At 36.3% G+C, this 19,438-nt stretch carries 17 protein-coding genes; 2 read left to right on the forward strand and 15 right to left on the reverse strand.

What is annotated here, in order from left to right:
* Positions 1-46 precede the first annotated feature (46 nt).
* The 12 genes from murB to panE form a co-directional block, all read right to left on the reverse strand.
* The gene (gene murB / locus KPL75_RS06115; protein WP_219919772.1) at positions 47-952 is read right to left on the reverse strand and encodes a UDP-N-acetylmuramate dehydrogenase; all 906 of its coding nucleotides are present in this window, start codon (positions 950-952) and stop codon (positions 47-49) included.
* Positions 953-1,013: 61 nt separating this feature from the next.
* Positions 1,014-2,108 carry an undecaprenyldiphospho-muramoylpentapeptide beta-N-acetylglucosaminyltransferase gene (gene murG / locus KPL75_RS06120; RefSeq protein WP_002088269.1) on the reverse strand — a complete coding sequence of 365 codons (1,095 nt, stop codon included), beginning with the start codon at positions 2,106-2,108 and terminating at the stop codon, positions 1,014-1,016.
* Positions 2,109-2,210: 102 nt separating this feature from the next.
* A complete protein-coding gene (gene spoVE, locus KPL75_RS06125) occupies positions 2,211-3,302 on the reverse strand; it encodes a stage V sporulation protein E (protein ID WP_002111438.1) in 1,092 nt (363 codons plus the stop codon).
* Positions 3,303-3,391: 89 nt separating this feature from the next.
* Complete coding sequence (gene murD, locus KPL75_RS06130) at positions 3,392-4,744, reverse strand: UDP-N-acetylmuramoyl-L-alanine--D-glutamate ligase (RefSeq protein WP_219919773.1); 1,353 nt, start codon at positions 4,742-4,744, stop codon at positions 3,392-3,394.
* Positions 4,745-5,719 (reverse strand): phospho-N-acetylmuramoyl-pentapeptide-transferase, encoded by a 975-nt coding sequence (gene mraY, locus KPL75_RS06135; protein ID WP_002014738.1) that lies wholly within the window; start codon positions 5,717-5,719, stop codon positions 4,745-4,747.
* 22 nt (positions 5,720-5,741) lie between these two features.
* A complete protein-coding gene (locus KPL75_RS06140) occupies positions 5,742-7,217 on the reverse strand; it encodes a UDP-N-acetylmuramoyl-L-alanyl-D-glutamate--2,6-diaminopimelate ligase (RefSeq protein ID WP_219919774.1) in 1,476 nt (491 codons plus the stop codon).
* A gap of 211 nt (positions 7,218-7,428) precedes the next feature.
* Positions 7,429-9,345: a stage V sporulation protein D gene (locus KPL75_RS06145; protein WP_219919775.1), complete on the reverse strand. Its 1,917-nt coding sequence runs from the start codon at positions 9,343-9,345 to the stop codon at positions 7,429-7,431.
* Between the two features lie 81 nt (positions 9,346-9,426).
* Positions 9,427-11,523 (reverse strand): penicillin-binding protein, encoded by a 2,097-nt coding sequence (locus tag KPL75_RS06150; protein ID WP_219919776.1) that lies wholly within the window; start codon positions 11,521-11,523, stop codon positions 9,427-9,429.
* 73 nt (positions 11,524-11,596) lie between these two features.
* Positions 11,597-11,959 carry a cell division protein FtsL gene (gene ftsL, locus KPL75_RS06155; protein WP_002014745.1) on the reverse strand — a complete coding sequence of 121 codons (363 nt, stop codon included), beginning with the start codon at positions 11,957-11,959 and terminating at the stop codon, positions 11,597-11,599.
* Positions 11,960-11,973: 14 nt separating this feature from the next.
* A complete protein-coding gene (gene rsmH, locus KPL75_RS06160; protein ID WP_002014746.1) occupies positions 11,974-12,906 on the reverse strand; it encodes a 16S rRNA (cytosine(1402)-N(4))-methyltransferase RsmH in 933 nt (310 codons plus the stop codon).
* A 366-nt stretch (positions 12,907-13,272) separates the two neighbouring features.
* Positions 13,273-14,889, reverse strand: a complete 1,617-nt coding sequence (gene bshC, locus KPL75_RS06165) for a bacillithiol biosynthesis cysteine-adding enzyme BshC (protein WP_219919777.1) — start codon at positions 14,887-14,889, stop codon at positions 13,273-13,275.
* 79 nt (positions 14,890-14,968) lie between these two features.
* A complete protein-coding gene (gene panE / locus KPL75_RS06170) occupies positions 14,969-15,856 on the reverse strand; it encodes a 2-dehydropantoate 2-reductase (RefSeq protein WP_219919778.1) in 888 nt (295 codons plus the stop codon).
* A gap of 295 nt (positions 15,857-16,151) precedes the next feature.
* Between panE and KPL75_RS06175 the strand changes: the two genes are divergently transcribed.
* Positions 16,152-16,625 (forward strand): N-acetyltransferase, encoded by a 474-nt coding sequence (locus KPL75_RS06175; RefSeq protein ID WP_219919779.1) that lies wholly within the window; start codon positions 16,152-16,154, stop codon positions 16,623-16,625.
* Positions 16,626-16,658: 33 nt separating this feature from the next.
* Here KPL75_RS06175 and KPL75_RS06180 read toward each other — a convergent pair whose 3' ends face one another.
* The 3 genes from KPL75_RS06180 to KPL75_RS06190 form a co-directional block, all read right to left on the reverse strand.
* Positions 16,659-17,165 carry an RsfA family transcriptional regulator gene (locus tag KPL75_RS06180; protein ID WP_219919780.1) on the reverse strand — a complete coding sequence of 169 codons (507 nt, stop codon included), beginning with the start codon at positions 17,163-17,165 and terminating at the stop codon, positions 16,659-16,661.
* A gap of 128 nt (positions 17,166-17,293) precedes the next feature.
* Positions 17,294-17,467 carry a 50S ribosomal protein L32 gene (rpmF, locus tag KPL75_RS06185; RefSeq protein WP_001984764.1) on the reverse strand — a complete coding sequence of 58 codons (174 nt, stop codon included), beginning with the start codon at positions 17,465-17,467 and terminating at the stop codon, positions 17,294-17,296.
* 61 nt (positions 17,468-17,528) lie between these two features.
* On the reverse strand, positions 17,529-18,029 hold the full coding sequence (locus tag KPL75_RS06190; RefSeq protein ID WP_219919781.1) for a YceD family protein: 501 nt from the start codon (positions 18,027-18,029) through the stop codon (positions 17,529-17,531).
* Positions 18,030-18,242: 213 nt separating this feature from the next.
* Here KPL75_RS06190 and KPL75_RS06195 point away from each other — a divergent pair, with 213 nt between their 5' ends.
* Positions 18,243-19,424: a nucleotidyltransferase gene (locus tag KPL75_RS06195; RefSeq protein ID WP_258237017.1), complete on the forward strand. Its 1,182-nt coding sequence runs from the start codon at positions 18,243-18,245 to the stop codon at positions 19,422-19,424.
* Positions 19,425-19,438: the final 14 nt, after the last annotated feature.

Below are 19,438 nucleotides of genomic sequence, written 5' to 3' on the forward strand. Positions count from 1 at the left end.
ATCTTCTTATTATAACATAAATGATAATGAGCGGAACGAACAACCGTTATCTTCCAATTATTTCTACTTCTGTATGCATTTCAACACCAAATTTATCCTTAATTGTACGCTTTACCAATGCAATTAAGTCTAATACATCTTGCGCTGAAGCCACACCAGTATTAACAATAAAATTTCCATGCATTTCAGAAATTTGAGCTCCACCTATTCTATAGCCACGAAGCCCTGCTTTTTCTATTAAATCTCCTGCAAAATATGGGACTGGATTTCGAAATATACTTCCTGCACAAGGGTGATTCCAAGGCTGCGTTTCACGGCGATACTCTTTATTCTTTTGCATGCTTCTTACAATTTCCTCGCGTTCGCCTACCTCCAATTGGAATTCAGCTTCTAAAACAATACCAGGGCGTTTCATTTGCAATACAGATGTGCGATAAGAAAACCCCATTTCGGTATTCGTCAACCAATTAATTGTTCCATTTTCAAACAAAATACGAGCTTTTGTTAATATACTCGATATGTCTGACTTATGAGCGCCTGCATTCATATACACTGCACCGCCAACACTTCCTGGAATACCACTTGCAAATTCCAAGCCAGCTAATCCCTGTCGGCTAAGTAAAGTTGACAATTTAATAAGGGGATATCCAGCACCAACTCTTACTCTATGTTTTTCGACTTCTAAGTGGTCTAATCCTTCTCCTAAACGAATAACCAGACCTTCTATACCTTGATCAGATACGAGTAGATTTGAACCACGACCAATTGCAGTCCACCCTGTCTTGTACTTCTTTACTAACTCTAGCGTCTTCTCAATACCAGCAACATGCTTTGGCACAATTAAAATATCAGCTGGTCCGCCTATTTTCATAGTCGTGTAACGCGCTAACGGTTCATTAACTAACACGCGACCAACATTTGCTTCTAAAAGCTCTTTTACTAATTGTTCCATAGACAATCTCCCCCATATTAAGTCTCCTTATTACAGTAATATGCAGGGCGTTCACCTAATGTTATTTTTTAATAAGCTTGTTCATTACTTCATATAGCTTATTTGCTGCATCTGGAATACCAAGTTGCTTAGTAGCCAGTTTCATATTTTGTAATGTTTGTGTATCTAATAAAATCTCATCAATGTCACGAATAAGCGTTTCAGATGTTAAATCTTTTTCAAGTAGCATTTTAGCTGCTCCTTTATCAACAACTGATCGTGCATTTTTTTCTTGATGGTTATTTGTTACGTATGGACTTGGAATTAATACACTTGGCTTTCCTAACGCTGTTAATTCTGCAAGCGTTGTAGCCCCTGCTCTTGAAACAACAAGATCTACACCCGTCAGTACCTCTGGCATATTATGAATAAAAGGTTTAATAATAACATTATTCGGATTCCCTTTTTGTTTCACTGCTTCCATAACTTTATCATAATGTACTTCGCCTGTTACATATAATACTTCGTAACTTTTATTCCCAAATTGTTCAATCGCTTCTACAAAAGCATCGTTAATCGGTCTAGCCCCGCGACTCCCACCAAAAATAAGCACGGATTTTTTAGAAAGGGATAGTCCTACCGAACGTTTTCCTTTCATTCCATTTTGGTCCATTACTTCTGATGCACGTGGATTACCTGTCATAACCACTTTTGACTGTGGGAAATGTTCTGCAGCTGCTTCAAAGCAAACTGCAACTTTATCGACATAACGACTTAAAAATTTATTCGTTACACCAGGTACACTATTTTGTTCATGTACAATAGTCGGAATACCTAATTTAGCCGCAGCATACACAACTGGCCCACATACGTATCCACCCGTACCAATCACAATATCAGGGTTAAAACGACGAATATATCGTTTACTATCTTGAACACCTTTTAGGAAACGCATCACTGTTTTTACATTATCAAGAGATATTTTTCGTTTAAATCCACTTATAACAATAGATTGGAACGGAATACCCGCTTTCGGTACGATGGTACTCTCTAATCCATTCTCTGTACCAATGTATAAAAATCTTGCTTCTGGATTTAGTTTTTTTATTTCTCTAATTAAAGCAAGAGCTGGATAAATATGTCCTCCAGTACCCCCACCACTTACTAATACTCGCACTACTGATTCCTCCACTTCCCTGTTCTTATTCAATCGTATTTATTTCTATATACATATTGTATTTTCACACACACACGAAAAACCCTGTCTTTTAAACAGGGTTTAATAGCGAGAATGGCGACTTATATTCAATAATACACCTACTGCCATTAACATTAAGGTCAAACTTGATCCACCATAACTTAAAAATGGCAAAGTAATACCCGTAACAGGCATCAGCCCTGTTACAACACCAACATTAATCATTACTTGAATCGCAATCATCGCCACAATACCTACTGCTAAAAACGTACCATATAAATCTGGCGCTCCTAATGCTATACGAATCCCGCGCCATAATAATAGACTAAATAATAATAACACAAATGAACCACCAATAAAACCTAATTCCTCGGATAAGATTGCAAATATAAAGTCTGTTTGTGGTTCAGGTAAATAAAGAAATTTTTGTCTACTTTGTCCAAGTCCAAGCCCAAATAAACCACCAGGTCCAATTGCGAGTAACGATTGGATAATTTGAAATCCACTTCCGAGCGGATCCGACCACGGATCTAAATATGATGTGATGCGTTTCATTCGATATGGTGCTGATGCAATTAACCCTACAAATCCCGCTGCACCAAGCAAACCAAACATTGCAAAGTGAAAAACTCTTGCTCCCGAAATGAATATCATAATAATACATGTCCCAACCATTACCGTTCCTGTACCAAGATCTGGTTGTAACATAATCATCCCAAAAGCAAGAAATACAAAACTAAGAGCCGGTAGCAAACCTCGTTTAAACGATGTAATTAATTTTTGTCGTTCCGCTAAAAATTTTGCTAAGAAAATAATCATCGCGAATTTCATAAACTCTGACGGTTGGATAGAAAATGCTCCGATTCCAATCCAACTTCGCGCCCCCCCACGAACGAGACCTACTCCAGGAATAAGAACGAGAATAAGAAGAACGAAACAAACTAGTAAAATTACTTTTGAATACGTACGCCACACCCAATAATCAATTTTCATGAGAGAAAACATAGCCACTACCCCAAGACTTGCAAATAACAATTGTCTTTTTGCAAAAAAGAATGAATCCCCCATTTTATAAGAGGCCCAAACCGCACTCGCACTATAAACCATAATCATTCCGATTGTTAACAACGCAAGTGTAACGATGATGAGAATAAAATCAGGCGTTTTCTTCATTACCCATGAACACCACCTCTTTGGGCAGAACCTTTGCCCTATGTAACAAAACATCAGTAGGTGTTAGCCTACTGATGTTTTGATTTACTTTATATAAGTTTATGCACAGCTTGTATAAAAATGTCTCCTCTTTCTTCAAATGTTTTAAATTGATCCCAGCTTGCACATGCTGGTGAAAGAAGAATAACATCACCATCGGTAGAATGAGCATAAGCCTTCACTACTGCATCATCTAAAGTATCGACACTTTCAATTACATCTAATCCTGCTTTTTCTGCCGCTCTTACTAATTTTGGTGCAGTTTGTCCAAATGTTACAATCGCTTTGACATGTTTAAAGTATGGAATTAAATCATCAAATTCATTACCACGATCAAGTCCACCAGCCAATAATACAATCGGTTGTGTAAATGCCGATAATGCTTTTTCTGTCGCTAGCATATTCGTCGCTTTTGAATCATTGTAAAATTTACGATTATTAATCGTTGTTACATATTCTAAGCGATGTTTTACACCTGTAAAACTTTTTAGCACAGCAGTAATTGCTTCATTAGAAACACCTAGTAATTTAGCAATACTCATTGCTGCTAAAATATTTTCTAAATTGTGCTTACCAGGTAAAACAATATCACTTACTTTAACTACTTTTTCGCCTTTAAAATAAAGAGCGTTATCTTTTATATACGCACCATCTTCAATTTCTTTCGTCGTCGAAAATAATACTTTCTGCCCTTTACTATATGCCGATAACGCCATGACATCTGCATCATCTGCGTTAATCACACTATAATCTGTTTCAGTTTGGTTTTTGAAAATATTCGCTTTCGCCAAACCATACTCTTTCTTCGTCCCGTGATAATCTAAATGCGCTTCAAATAAATTTAAAAAGGCTGCAATTTTTGGTTGGAACGATTCCACTCCCATCAATTGAAACGATGAAAGTTCTGTAACGACAACTTCATTTTCTTTCGCCAATTGTGCAACTTCACAAGCTACAGTACCTATATTCCCCGCAATAACTGGGTGTTTTTGTCCTTCTTTTAACATTTCAAACGCTAACATCGTCGTTGTTGTTTTGCCGTTCGATCCCGTAATCCCAACAAACGGTGCTGCTGAAATGCGATATGCTAATTCAACCTCAGTTACAATTGGAATTTGTTTTTCGTTCGCCGCCACTAAGAGTGGATTAGAATATGGAATTCCTGGGTTTTTTACGATAAGTGAAATGTTTCTCTCCAGTAATTCTAACGGATGCCCACCACATATAACATCCATTCCTTCCGCTTGTAACTCAGCTGCAAGCTCATTACCCACTAATGGTTTCCCATCATTTACAATGACGTTTGCCCCTAATTTTTTTAATAAAGTAGCTGCTGCATAACCACTTTTAGCAATACCTAATACAAGAACATTTTTATTTTGATATTCAGTTACAGTTTTCAATTACATCCACACCCCGATATAAATTCCTAACACAGCTAATAAAAATCCTACAGACCAAAACGTTACAACAACGCGCCACTCTGACCAACCACATAATTCATAATGATGATGTAATGGACTCATTTTAAAGACACGCTTTCCTGTTGTTTTGAACGAAATAACTTGGATAATAACAGATAAAGTTTCCGCTACAAATACACCACCAATAATAACGAGTAACAATTCTTGTTTTAACAAAATCGCTACAGCTGCGATAGCACCGCCTAAAGCTAGAGAACCTGTATCCCCCATAAATACTTTCGCTGGATTCGCATTGAATACTAAAAAGCCAAGTACAGCTCCTACAACTGCCATACAGAAAATCGCTACCCCAAATTGTTCTTGAGCTACAGCAATAATACTAAATGCTCCGAATGCAATAGCAGCTGTTCCTGATAATAAACCATCTAGACCATCTGTTAAATTAACCGCATTTGATCCACCAATAAGCATAAATAATACAAGAACAAAATATGCCCAACCTAATTCAAATTTAACATCAGTTCCTGGAATCATGATATACGTGTGAAATGCTTGCCCTTTTCCAATTAAAAAGAACGCAATAGCAATTACAAGCTGACCAATCAATTTTTGTTTTGATGTTAAACCAAGATTTCTTTTCTTTACTACTTTTATGTAGTCATCTAAAAATCCGATTAATCCGTACCCAAATGTAACTAATAATAACAATGATACCTCTGCACCTAAATTGTTAAATTTAATCGCCATAATAAGCGTAGTCACCATCATAGATACATATATGACAATACCACCCATCGTTGGTGTCCCTGATTTCTTTTGGTGTGACTTCGGTCCTTCGTCACGAATACTCTGGCCGAACTTTAACTTTCTTAAAAATGGAATAAATAATGGCGAAAGGGCAACAGAAATTAAGAATGCTACCCCAGCCGTTACTAATAAACCTTGTTCAAGCACATGTAGTCCTCCTCTCATGCTGTTACACTTCGTTGTTTAAACGCTCCGTGATTGCTTCTTTAGCAACTTCACGATCGTCAAAATGATGAACTTCTTTACCAATAATTTGATACGTTTCATGCCCTTTACCAGCAATAATAATAATATCTTCTGCTTTCACTTTCGAGATAGCGGAACGTATCGCTTCTTTTCGATCAACAATTACTTCATAATTATTCCCATTTGCATCATTTACCATATCATCTAAAATAGCCTTCGGATCTTCACTTCTTGGATTATCCGATGTGTAAATTGCATGAGTTGCATATTCGGTTGCAACACTTGCCATTATTGGTCTTTTCGTTCTATCTCTATCTCCACCGCAACCAACGATACAATATACATCACCTTTTGCAAACTGTTTTGCTGTTTTTAGTACGTTCTCTAAGCTATCAGGTGTATGTGCATAGTCAACAATAACTGTGTAATTTTGTCCACCATCAACAACTTCAAAACGTCCAGGAACGCCAGCAAGCTCTTTAATTACATCAATAATTGTTTGTAAGCTCACTCCTGAAACAAGACCTGCTGCTGTAGCAGCTAACACGTTGTATACATTAAACTTACCAATTAATTTCATCGTAACATTTACAGTTTCATACGGTGTTACAAGTGTAAATGTTGTACCACCACTCGTCATTACGATATCTCGTGCCATAATGTCGCTTGCAACATCTATACCGTATGTTACAACAGTAGCTGCTGTACTTCTCATATACTCCTCTGCTACTGGATCATCACTGTTTAATATAGCGTATTTTTCACGATTATGATGATAACTATTGCCCAGCTGTGCAAAAAGCAACCCTTTCGCATGTTTATATTCTTCCATCGTTTTATGATAGTCTAAATGATCTTGTGTTAAATTCGTAAATACTGCAACATCGTAATCGCACCCGTGTACACGGCCAAGATCTAAAGCATGAGACGAAACTTCCATTACTGTGCTATCCACACCTTGTTCAACCATTTTTGAAAACGTCTGTTGAAGTGTTAGTGCATCTGGTGTTGTATTTTTCACCTCAAATGTTTCATCACCGATTTTCATATTAATCGTTCCAATTAGCCCTGTTTTATGACCATGTGCGCGCATAATTTCATCCATAATATGCGATGTTGTTGTCTTTCCATTTGTACCTGTAATACCGATTAAATGTAACTTGTGTGTTGGTTGGCCATAAAAATAATCAGCTAAAACCGCTAGCGAACGAAAAGTATTTTTCACAAGTACAACTGGAACGTCAACATCAATTGGTCTTTCCGCAACAATAGCAGCCGCTCCTTGTGCGGCTGCTTGCTTAGCAAAGTCATGGCTATCAACCGTATATCCTTTCATACATATAAATAAGCTTCCCTCTTTCACTTTACGTGAATCCGCTTCAATAGATGTTATTTCTGGATTTTCTGTTGGAAAAACTGGAAAATCATGCAAACATGATAAAAGTGTATGCAACTTCATTTCACTAAACCCTCTCTACATTGTTTATTTATCTCTTATTTTAGCAAGTAACACGTTACCTCCTAAGTTATATAAAAATAGGAGGTAAGTGCTACTATAGTCTAATCAATAGATTTATTTATTAATGAGACACTTATCGTCTCAAATAAAGCAATTTTCCTATAAAAAACTCACTTCCACCAATTGTACCATAAAACACAATCAGTTACCTTTAATTCCCGAAGTAAATTCTAACTTTTGAACCCTCTTTTACTTTAGCTCCTGCTTCTGGTGATTGTTTAATTACTTTCCCACCATCACCACTTATATCAAGCTTCAAGTCTACAAGTTGCGTTTGTAAATCTTTCTTTTTCATACCAATTAAATTTGGAACTTCCACAGTTGGTGTATCGCCCCATTTATATTCTTTCTCAACTTGCTCTTTTCTTGGTTCCACTCCCATTACAGGAAGTGCGTCACGAAGAATATTCCCAACAATAGGTGCTGCTACAACTCCACCAAATTGAGTGACTCCTTTTGGGTTATCCACTGCTACATAAACAACAATTTGCGGATCGTCGGCTGGAGCAAAACCGATAAATGATACAATGTAGTTATTATCTAAATATTTTCCGTCTTTTACCTTTTGAGCAGTTCCAGTTTTTCCACCTACACGATATCCATCAATGTAAGCTCCTTTACCAGAACCTTTCGCTACAACATTCTCTAATGCGTAACGAACTTTCTCTGAAGTTTCCTTGGAAATAACTTCCCTTTTCGCAACAGGTGTCTTTTTGCTGACCACTTGATTATTCTTCGGATCAATAAATTCCTTCGCTATATATGGCTGATACAAAGTTCCTCCATTTACAGCGGCCGCTACAGCTGCTACTTGTTGAATCGGTGTAACAGAAACACCTTGCCCAAATGAAGTCGTCGCTTGCTCGACTGGACCAACTTTATCTAAATTAAATAAAATCCCGCTACCTTCACCTTGTAAGTCAATTCCGGTCTTCTGTCCAAATCCGAAATTGCGAATGTATTTAAACAATCGATCTTTACCAAGACGATCACCGAGTTCAATAAATCCTGGGTTACAAGAGTTTTGAACTACCTCTAAAAACGTTTGGCTACCATGGCCTCCAGCTTTCCAACACCGCAATCTAGCTCCACCAACTTCAGCTGCTCCATCATCATAAAACGTATCTTTCTCTAAGTCTACCAAATTTTCATTCAAGGCTGCAGCTAATGTAATAATCTTAAATGTTGACCCCGGCTCATACGTACTCCATACAGGTAAGTTTCTGTTATATACTTCGGGAGAAACACTTTGAAAATCTGCTGGATCAAAACTTGGCCGACTTGACATACCTAAAATTTCACCATTTTTCGGATTCATTGCAATTGCTATCATACCGTCGGGATTATACGTCGATTCCGCAATATTCATTTCTCTTTCCATAATCCTCGTAATGCGGGAATCAATTGTTAACCCTAAATTCAAGCCGGCTTCTGGTTTTTTGAAATCATCTCCAACGTTAGGCATTCTCTGTCCTTTCGCATCTGCAAAAAATCGCACATGACCTTTATCACCATTTAACTCTTTATCATAATATTTCTCTAGTCCCATAAGCCCTTGATTATCACTGCCCGCAAATCCTAATACGTGTGATAAAAAATTACCGAATGGATAGTACCGGATAGAATCCTCAGCGATATACACACCCTTTAAACTTAATCCGCGTACTTCTTTCGCTTTGTCATGCGATATTTTCCTTCCGCCTTTATCAAGCCTTACAATCGACTCTTTTTTTGTAATCCGCGTATAAATATCATCTTTTTCCACACCTAATACTGCAGCTAACTTCTCTGCAGTCTCTGCTGGTTTTTCAATTTGCCTCGGCACAACAAAGACGGTCGGTGCACTTTTATTCGTAGCAAGCTCCACACCATTTCGATCTAAAATCTTCCCTCGCTCTGGTTCAAAAGTAATATTACGACTCCATGAATCCTTCGCACGATCTGTTAACATATTTCCAAGAAAAAATTGCACATATCCAAGACGAATATCGATGATGGTGAAAATGAGTATACCCGATATAAGTATAAAAATAAGTCGTTTCCTAACTGTTACATTTGATACACGCATATTGGAACAAGCCTCCCTTACGCCTAGCTTGTTCCAATATATGCTTGTACTTATTCAATTAGAACTTCTTCCCTATTACCATTATGGCTTTTCTGCTTCTTGCTGTGGCTCAAGTGGTGGTACGAGTGTTACACCTAGTTCTGTACCAGGTTGCAACAATGTTCCTTCCGCCACACTTTGTTCCGTTACATATCCTGTACCAGAAGGTTTTAAGTTAAGCTTTAATGTTTTTGCTAAATTCATAACATCACGCAGTGCCCATCCCTGTATATTTGGCATTGTAGGCTTATCTCCTACTAAGAAGACTCGATCACCTTTTAATGTTTGTTCAGTTGCTTTTGGCACTTGCTGCTGTACTTTCCCTTCACCTAATACAATTGGACGAAGTTTTGCTTTATCAATTGCTTTTTTCGCTTCATCCATCGTTTTTCCTGTTACATCCGGAACGACAGTTTGTTGCTCTTTCACATATTTCTTCGGATCCTTTACTTCATTTGGCTTAATCTTTAAATACTCTAAACTATTTTTCGTTACATATTTAAAGATATCAGCTAAAGGTTTAGCCCCGTTTTCATCATCTTTTAATTTTGGTTGTTTAACGGCCACATACACAACAAGTTGTGGGTCGTCCATCGGTGCCATACCTAAGAATGAGAATATATAATTCTCTCTTCCTGTCATATAGCCACCTTTCCCGTCAGGAATTTGCGCTGTACCTGTTTTCCCCCCGGCTGAGTACCCATCAATTTTATATGCAGTCCCTGTTCCTTTCGGTGATGTAACAACACGTTCTAGTAATTGCCTTACTTGCGCTGCTGTCTCTTTGGTAACAGGTTTTCCTACTTCTTCTGGTTTATGCTCTAGCTGTACTTTACCTGTTATTGGATCCACAATTTTATCAATTGTATAAGGTTTCATCATTTTCCCATCATTTGCAATCGCTGTTGCAGCTTGTACAAGTTGAATTGGTGTAACTGTAGAACCTTGTCCAAATGCTGTTGTTACTTGTTGTATTTGTTGATCAAATAAAATTGTATTTGACCCTTCACTAGGTAAATCAATGTTTGTTTTTTCATCTAATCCAAAATTATGAATATATTTCCGGAAACGATCTGGACCAAGTTTTTGATCACCTAAAATTGCAAACGCTACGTTTGAAGAGCGCTCTACCCCTTCATCAAAAGTAATAGAACCCCATCCAGCACCGCCGTTATGATCTTTTATTTTGCGATTACCAACTTGATATGTACCAGACTGATAAAAGTCTTGTCCATTGTATACACCTTCATTAATGGCCGCCGCTAATGTGAAAATCTTCATTGTTGATCCCGGTTCAAATGCATTTGCAATTGCATCGTTATAATAATAATTCATCTTTCCCTGGTTCGGATCATAACCAGGTTTACTAGACATCGCTAATATTTTCCCCGTCTTTGGATCCGCAACAATTCCAATTAAATTTTCTGGTTCATAATGTTTACTCGCTTCTTTCATTGCGTCTTCTAAATAACTTTGAATACGTTGGTCAAGCGTTAAATACACATTATCTCCATTTTTAGGTGCCTTTACATTCACTTTCCCACCGTCAAGAGATACACCTTTACGGTCCCCTGTATAAGCTACCTCACCATTAGAAGCACCTAAATACTTGTCCAAACTCTTTTCTAGGCCAAATTGACCTACTGCGATTCCATTCTCATCAGGTTTCGCATGCCCTATGACGTAAGATGCGAAATCACCGTTTGGATACACTCTCGCATTTTCGGTGATAAAAGAGATTCCTGGCAATTTCAATGCTTCTATTTGTTCTTTCTTTTCTTTCGTCAAGCCCCTACCTAATGTTCCAAATTCCACTTGACTTCTATCTTTATTTAAAGCGGCTAAGATCGCATCTTCGCCCGTTCCAAGTACTCCAGCGATTTTCTTTGCAGTATCCTCTTTATCCTCAACAGGCTTAGCACCTTTTAATTCCGCTACCATTTTATAGGAATTTGCGTCTTGTGCTAGGACATGACCATTTTGATCATAAATTGTTCCTCGATTCGCTTCGAGAACTCCCTTTTTACTATGTTTCTGCTCAGCAAGTTTCTTTAAATCATGATTGTCCACTGTTCCTGTTACTTGTATGTAAAAAAATCGGGCTAATAACAGCAAAAAGAGCAGGAGGAAAAATATCATAAAATAACCTGCTCCCTTATTGGTATGAAATTTGGTCATATTTCTCTTCATCTTTTCTTCACACCTACTTGCCTTACTTTAGGCCTTTCACATTATTCGCATTAATTTCTAGCCCGTGTTTTTTTGCAACTTCAGCGATACGTTCATAGCGACTTAACTTCTCTACTTCAGCCTGCAATTCTTGATTTTCCTTTTGTTTTTTCACAATTTGTTCTTCTATCGTCGCTGCTTCTACATTAACTTGATATAAGCCCGCTTTATTCCCAATAAAAGCTACACAGGCATATAATAAAAATCCAATAAACGTTACGTACAATAGCTTTTCAATTCTTGTAATTTTCGTTTTAACTTTTGGCTTAACCATCTGCTGTGGTGGCGCTTGAATTTGTACCTCTTCTTGCGCCTGTTGTTTATACTTTACAGCTAAATTAGTCATACCTCTCTCTCCTTTTATCGTTTTTCAGCGATTCTCAACTTCGCAGAACGCGCTCGATTATTTTCTTCTAATTCAATGTCAGAAGGTAAAATCGGTTTCCTTGTAATAAGCTTTAATTTCGGCTTAAATTCATCCGGAATAATCGGTAGTCCCTGTGGTAATTGCGGTGTTGTGCTATTTCGCTTAAACGTCGTTTTACAAATACGATCTTCTAAAGAATGGAATGTTATAACACTAACTCTTCCACCAGGCTTGACCATATCAATTGCAGATTCCAACGCTTCTTCAAATACTTTTAATTCATCATTTACAGCGATACGAATCGCTTGGAATACTCGCTTCGCAGGATGTCCACCTGTTCTACGTGCCGGAGCTGGAATACCTTCTTTAATTAATTCCACTAATTCTCCTGTCGTTTCAATAGCCTTATTCTCGCGATAAGCTTCAATTTTCCTTGTTATTTGCTTTGAAAATTTTTCTTCGCCGTATTGGAAGAAAATTCTTACGAGTTGTTCATATGACCAGCTGTTCACAACATCATATGCTGTTAATGGGGCATCTTGATCCATCCGCATATCTAACGGTGCATCATGATGATAACTAAAGCCACGCTCTGGTGTATCTAATTGTGGGGATGAAACACCTAAATCGAATAAAATCCCGTCTACTTCTGTGATACCTAATTCATGTAGTTTTTCAGATAAATAACGGAAGTTGCTCTTCACTGTTACAAATTGTTCACCATAAGAAGAAAATTTTTCCTTCGCATTTTGAATCGCTATTTCATCTTGATCAAATGCTATTAATTTTCCACCATCTGTTAGCTGAGATAATAAATAAGAACTATGTCCTCCTCCACCCAGTGTACAATCTACATATGTACCACTCGGCTTTATATCTAAGCCATCTACTGTTTCTTTCAAAAGTACTGTTACGTGTTTGAACATTGCTGCACCTACTCTTTTTCCAATTAATTATGTTAAATACATTTCTCACTCTACAAACATAATTTACTACTAGAGGATGAAATGCTAATAAAGAACGACTCATTTAACTTCCAACAAGGTAGCATGCTATACAAATCGCTATTTTATTTTATTATATACTAAATTTTATCATTTTTTGCGGGAATTTAAACAAAAACCTGTCGAAAAAGATATTAATCCGTTTACATTTTGTGCTATTTTGTCATATATATATACCTGATACATAGCGATTCATTACATTAACATAAGATGGATAATTCAGAAATATTTCACTTCACAGTTAATTCAACAGAATAAAAATAAAATCCTGCTCAAAAGAGCAAGATTCTATAGTTTTATTACATGATGTTTTCCGTCCCACGAAAAAGATTGTTCCATTACCCGATCAACAAAATCAAGACCGAACTGATTTAAATAATAACAGACATTCCACACACGTTCTTGCGGTGCTCCTAATGGACGAAGCGCAAATTGTAAACGACGGAATTTATTTAGTTGAACCTCATGTTTCTTCTCAACATTTCTTTTCAACATTCTTTCTAACAGTTCAATTTGCTCATTAATTTTCAGTTCATTTTTCCCAGCAAACTCATTTAACCCTGGATCTATTTTTTTCACGAATTGTTGTAATGATGTATGAATATCCATTATTTCTTTTTTCGCTTCTATAAATCGCTCGTCTATCGGTTCCTCTATTTGATTAGAAAGCCAATCGTCACGCAGATTATCTATATTATTTAGAAATGGATCAATCTCTTGCAAATCTAAATCATATAAATCTGTCGCTATATCTCGCTCCATATAAGTAATCGTAAGACGCGGAACGACAGGTGGCATTTGGAAACCGGCCGTATGAAACACTTGTTGTAATTCACTCCAATAAGCTAACTCCCCCGGACCGCCAATAAACGCTAACGTGGGAAACACATATTCTTGCATAAGAGGGCGCGTTACAACATTATTACTAAAACGTTCTGGACTTCTTTCCATCTCTTCCATCAATTCTTCATACGAAAATGAATGCACTCCATCTTTTCCAATAAACTTCCCTTGATTCTCTTCAAGCAATACTCGCTCATTATCAATTTCCATAAATATATGCACTGCATTTGTCTTCGTTTCAATAATCGGTTTAAATCCTAATTCCTTAATTACTTCCTGTTGATTATGAAGTGCTACTTGAATTTCTTTATATTTACTTATAATTTGTTGTAAAAACGGTACTTCTAATTTTCTTAATGCAGGATGATGTGAATCTACAAGAATTAAACCAGAATTTGCGAACATTTTCGTAATAAGGCGTGCAAAGAAATCTACATATGTATGCGATTTACCTAAAGCATCATCAATAAATTGTAATACATCCTTTGTAAAATTCGTTTCCGGATATGTTTTAAAAATCTCTTCGACCCATTTTCTACAGTCTTCAATAGAAATCTCAGACTCAGAAGCACTTGCCTTTTTCGGATAACGATCATGAAAAATGGTCTTTTTTATTTTTTTATTTTTCGTTACAAATGTATGATTAATTTCATCCATATCATGGTCTTCACCGGCAATCCAAAAGACAGGAACAACCCGAATCCCTAAGCTCTTTTCTTGTTCTTTTGCAAGCTGTAAAATTGAAATAATTTTATGCACTGTATAAAGCGGACCAGTTAATAACCCAGCTTGTTGTCCAGCTATAACAACATATGTATTTTCATCTTCAAGCGCTTTTATATTTTGAATTGTAACTTCTCCCGCTTGCAATTGTGTATTATATTCTAATAAATGCGTCACTAAATCTTGACGGAAATACTCTCTCTCACGTAAATCATGTAAACGCTGTTTAAAAGCATCCTCCGTTAACAGATAATCAAAACATGACTGTATCTCTTTTTTACCGTTCATATAGTCCGCTACAACACCTTGTAGCGGAACAGAGATTTCTTTTATCTCCATATAATTCTTCCTTTCGTATCCTGTTCTCTCACCAACCCACATTGTAGTCAATGTTTCACGTAAAAGCAAAGAAAAACACTTATAATTCCATTCCTCTTATTGCATTGAACAAAAATCGAAGTGTCGGAACAGATCGGTGTTGTTCCTTAGCTTCTTCTAGTACATATCCAACAATCGCATTAACTTCCGTTTGTCTATTCGCTCTTACGTCCGCTAACATAGATGAAGTATTATGAGATGTTTTTTCACATACTTGGCATACCATTTGCCATACCATTTCCTTATCTTCTTCTTTAATAAGAAATGCAACTTCCTGAAATACTCGCTCCATCATTTGATAAAAAAACGGATTTGAAATTAACTCTCCGTTCTCAACCCGCAATAATGCCGTCAATGGATTAATACATACATTGACTACTAATTTATTACGCATAATCCCCTTCCAATCATCTTCTATCTGAATCGGAAAATAATCACAAGGAAAACAATTAAATACCTTTTTAAAACAACTAGATTGACCACGCACTACACCAAACTTTGTAACACCTATTCCAGCATGATGAACTGTATGTCCATCCTCTTTTTTTGCACCATGCTCCACAATCCCGACTGCTATACGTTCATTTCCTATTTTTTGCATAACGTGAAGATGTGACATTCCATTTTGCAAAAAGATTAATGACGATTCTCCCTGCACAAAAGGTAATATATCAGTTATATGATATTGCTTTACAGCAATAAATGTATAATCTAACTGTTTATCCAGCATACTTTCTATCGGTAAAATAGACGGAAATACTGTTTCACGTTCTCCATTCCTAATACAAGTTACACCCGTTAAGTTTAATTCTTCTGCTTGCTTAGCGCTTCTTGTAAACAACGTAACATCTTGATTGCTTTTTTGTAAATAAAATGCGTATAGGAGACCAATAGCTCCCGGTCCAACAATTCCAATTTTCATCTTCACACAAAGAACTCATATTAACAAGTGATATAAGTTCCCTTGCCCTTCCCCCTTTACATCTTATTAAATTACAATTACATAGTTGAGGGTTCAATTATCTTTTAACAAACGCAACCTCTTCTTTCACTATGTATATACTACCTATATACATAGTTCTATTCTTAGTTTAGCAAATCCTCAAAAAAATAATGAAAGAAATATTCTATCTTCTTCATAAAAATTAAAAAATGAGTTATAATATTATTATAAATATTTTAACTTTTCTGCATTCAACAAGATAAGAAAAGGATGTGATGTAATGGGATTCCCAAAAGTCGAACGCTTGCTCATCAATTATAAAACATTAGATGAATTTAAAAAATTTAAAGGGTGCGGAGCTCAAGAACTATCCATGCTGGAAGAATTACAAGCAAACATTATTGAAAATGATAGTGAGTCTCCATTTTACGGTATTTATTATGGAGGATCGCTAATCGCACGTATGAGTCTATATATGAAAAGGAACGGTGGAGAACCATTTGAAATTACAGGTACTTACCTAGAACTTTATAAACTTGAAGTATTGCCGACTTTTCAAAAACAAGGATTCGGACAAATGCTTGTTAATTATGCGAAACAACTACAATTCCCAATTAAAACGATAGCACGTATCCAGTCAGCTGGTTTTTGGGATAAATTAAGTTTCCAGCCAGTATCAGTAACTAATGGTGATTTTTATATTTGGCATCCAGAAACAAATTCGAATGCGATTACAAACGAAGAATCTGCATAAGAAATAAAAAAACAGCTGCGTAACAGCTGTTTTTTATTTCTTTAATTTTTCTAATTCTCCATTCGAGCGAGCACCATTTCTTTCTGCTACCATTACACTTCTTTTTTGATCGATATAGTCAAGTAATGTTCTATATTCTTCCTCATATACTGATAATCGCTCCAGAAGACGTTCTTTCTCTGTTTGTAACGATTCGATTTGTTGTTGCAACACCATTAAAGAGCTTTCATCTTTATAATTTCGCAAGAATTCAATAACATCATTCAACGTAATAGATTTTGGCTCTACTACGGTTGTCTCTTTCACTTCATAATTTTCTACCTTACGAAGTTGCTTTGCTTCTTCAATACGTTCTTTATACTGCTTTCTAACGTAAGAATTCCACCTAAATCCACAAGCTGCAGGTGTACGAGACAAATGCCTCCCCACTTCTTTAAAAGCAGAAAGTTGCGTTCCACCTTCACGAATATGCCGGAGTACTACTTCTGCCAGAAGCAAATCTTCATCATCAATCCAAGCATCTTGTCTTGTTGTCGCCATCTCTCTAGTCCTCCCTATGCATTTTTTATTAAGCATATGCAGTTACTAGAAAAGATAGAATACAACAAATAAAGAATAAGACAAAAAAAATAAACGTAGAAGATATCTTCTACGTTTATTTTTCGCAATTACTTGCTGATTACTTCTTTACCTTTGTAAGTACCGCATGCTTTACATACACGGTGAGCTAATTTCGCTTCACCACAGCTTGGGCACTCTACCATACCAGGTACTGATAATTTGAAATGCGTACGACGCTTTCTTTTTACTGTTTTAGAAGTTCTTCTAAAAGGTACAGCCATTCTTCCCACCTCCTTAAAAGAAATAGTTATTTTCATATGAAGGCCTAAACCAGTCTTCCGATTATTTGTCAAAAAACTTTGCAAGTCCTGCTAATCTTGGATCAACAGTCTTTTCTTTGTTTTCCTCCGAAATCACTTGCCAGTCTTGACCTTGCATCGGTGCTCCATCAGAAACATCATCACTGAAAATTTGCATTGGAATCTCCAAAAGTATATTTTCCTTGATTACGGGCAGTAAGTCAAGTACTTCTCCTTCTAAACAATGAATTTCAGCTTCTGTTTCAAATTCTTCTTCTGAAGTTTGGAACACCTCAGTTGTTTTAATGTCAAATGGTAATGTCACATCTACTAAAGAGCGAGAACATGGTAAAACCATGTTTCCAGTTATATGTAGATGAAACGTAAACTTACCGGAGCCAAAATCAACTCTTCCTGTTACATGAACAGGATTAATTTCACGAATATCTTTCTCGACCTCTTTTAGCTCACTTACATCTACCATTTCATTTAATGTCAATCCTTTATTTCTCAATTTATTCAATTGATGGATGGACCATTTCATATCATATCACCTCAAGGCAACAAACAAAATTATAGCTAGCCATTTTATATTTGTCAATGTTTTTTCTTTACACTATAATGAAGTCATCATAGGAAATAATATATAGATTATCACGTTTTCCAAAAAGATGCTACATCGAAAGGAGAGATTACCATAAAATCCAGTGGTATTGTTGTTGAATATAACCCTTTTCATAACGGTCATGCTTATCATGTGCAACAAACAAAAAAGTTAACACAGTCTGATATTATTATCGCCGTTATGAGCGGTCCTTTTTTACAGCGTGGTGAGCCCGCACTCATCTCCAAATGGTATCGTACTAAAATGGCCTTAACAAACGGCGTAGACCTTGTTGTGGAGCTTCCTTATGCATTCGCAACACAAAAGGCCGAAACTTTCGCAAATGGCGCAATTTCGATTTTAAACGCCCTTGGTGTTTCTGACATTTGTTTCGGCAGTGAAGATGGACAAACTGAAAATTTCTACACTACCATCGCTATACAAAAAAATGAAGAAGAGACTTTTAATCGTCTTGTGAAGCAATTTATGAATGCAGGTAATAGTTATGCAAAAGCTACATCTGAAGCCTTTCTACACATCTTACCACCCGAAAAAAACGTAGATATGTCACAACCAAATAACATTTTAGGCTTACAGTACATTAAAGCAATTCTCTTACAAAATAGTTCCATGCAAGCACAAACTATAAAAAGATTCGCCTCTCATTATCATGATGAAACATTTCATGATCAACATATTGCAAGTGCAACAAGTATTCGCAAACAGCTATTTAATGAAAACAGTTCCTCTACAACTATTGAGCCTTTTATCCCAAAAATAACTGCTTCTCTTTTAGAAAACTACAAGCAAAACTACGGGACGTTACATAACTGGGAAAAATACTTTTCATTTTTTAAATACAAACTTATGACGATGTCTTCAGAGGACTTACAACATATATATGAAATGGAAGAAGGTTTAGAGCATCGTATTTTATCAAAAATACAAAACAGTTCATCTTTCTATTCATTCATGGAAGCATTAAAAACAAAACGTTATACATGGACTAGATTGCAAAGAGCTTGTACACATATTTTAACAAATACAACGAAGGAAGAAATACACAAAGCAAATATAGAGCAACATGCCCCGTATATCCGTCTTCTCGGAATGTCACAAAAGGGACAAACTTATCTTTCTAGAAATAAGAAAAAAATAGAACTTCCAATCCTTACTCATACAAAAACATTCGAACATCCAACTTTAGACATAGAACGAAAATCAAATGCTGTATATTTCTCCATAATGCAAGAACCTTTGCGGACACAACTGCTAAAACAAGACGCAACGCATCATCCAATTCGTTATGATGAAATAACGAAAAAATTTCTATAAAAAAAACCTCTCTT

This window comes from Bacillus sp. NP247 (genome assembly GCF_018966865.1).
GTDB lineage: Bacteria > Bacillota > Bacilli > Bacillales > Bacillaceae_G > Bacillus_A.

Coding starts and splice junctions, on each gene's coding strand:
- murB (WP_219919772.1), bottom strand. CDS start 952: ATGGAACAATTAGTAAAAGAGCTTTTAGAAGCAAATGTTGGTCGCGTG.
- spoVE (WP_002111438.1), bottom strand. CDS start 3,302: ATGAAGAAAACGCCTGATTTTATTCTCATCATCGTTACACTTGCGTTG.
- KPL75_RS06140 (WP_219919774.1), bottom strand. CDS start 7,217: ATGAAGTTGCATACACTTTTATCATGTTTGCATGATTTTCCAGTTTTT.
- KPL75_RS06145 (WP_219919775.1), bottom strand. CDS start 9,345: ATGCGTGTATCAAATGTAACAGTTAGGAAACGACTTATTTTTATACTT.
- KPL75_RS06150 (WP_219919776.1), bottom strand. CDS start 11,523: ATGATATTTTTCCTCCTGCTCTTTTTGCTGTTATTAGCCCGATTTTTT.
- ftsL (WP_002014745.1), bottom strand. CDS start 11,959: ATGACTAATTTAGCTGTAAAGTATAAACAACAGGCGCAAGAAGAGGTA.
- rsmH (WP_002014746.1), bottom strand. CDS start 12,906: ATGTTCAAACACGTAACAGTACTTTTGAAAGAAACAGTAGATGGCTTA.
- bshC (WP_219919777.1), bottom strand. CDS start 14,889: ATGGAGATAAAAGAAATCTCTGTTCCGCTACAAGGTGTTGTAGCGGAC.
- KPL75_RS06175 (WP_219919779.1), top strand. CDS start 16,152: ATGGGATTCCCAAAAGTCGAACGCTTGCTCATCAATTATAAAACATTA.
- KPL75_RS06180 (WP_219919780.1), bottom strand. CDS start 17,165: ATGGCGACAACAAGACAAGATGCTTGGATTGATGATGAAGATTTGCTT.
- rpmF (WP_001984764.1), bottom strand. CDS start 17,467: ATGGCTGTACCTTTTAGAAGAACTTCTAAAACAGTAAAAAGAAAGCGT.
- KPL75_RS06190 (WP_219919781.1), bottom strand. CDS start 18,029: ATGAAATGGTCCATCCATCAATTGAATAAATTGAGAAATAAAGGATTG.